Raw genomic sequence first — 468 nt, 5'->3', positions numbered from 1 at the left:
GACCCGGATGTGCCCCTCGGCCGGCCGGTCGTGGTGCTTGATGGCGTTGCCGATGAGGTTCTGCAAGGCCTGGGTCAGCGGTGCACGCGCCGCCTGTAACGTCGGGAGGGACGCATCTGCCGTGATGGCGAAGCCTTCTGGAGGGCTTACCAGCACGGCGAGCTCATCGACGAGGGACTTCGTGTCCACCGTGTCCATCGTCGCATCAGCCCGCCCGGCCCGTGAGTAGGCCAGCAGGTCGTCAAGCAGGCTGTCCAGCCGGCGCACACGGCTTTTCAGCAACTCCATGTTTGTCTGGACGTCGCCGGTCAGCGGGCCTTCCAGGTCCTCCCCCATCCACCCGACAAGGTTCTGGATGCCGCGCAGGGGCGCCTTCAGGTCGTGGGAGGCGACGTAGGCAAACTGCTCCAGTTCCTCGTTCGAGCGGCGCAGGTCGATGGCGTGACGGGCGAGGCGGCGCTCCAAGCC

General features: G+C 67.1%; 1 protein-coding gene. It reads right to left on the bottom strand.

Annotated elements, in window-relative coordinates; translation table 11 throughout:
* Positions 1–468 (bottom strand): sensor histidine kinase (locus ACU8YC_RS26915; RefSeq protein WP_446896247.1); only part of this gene is annotated, 468 nt, incomplete at both ends.

It is taken from the genome of Citrobacter sp. VF227, assembly GCF_052950715.1.
This window is presented reverse-complemented; position numbering and strand designations above follow the sequence as displayed.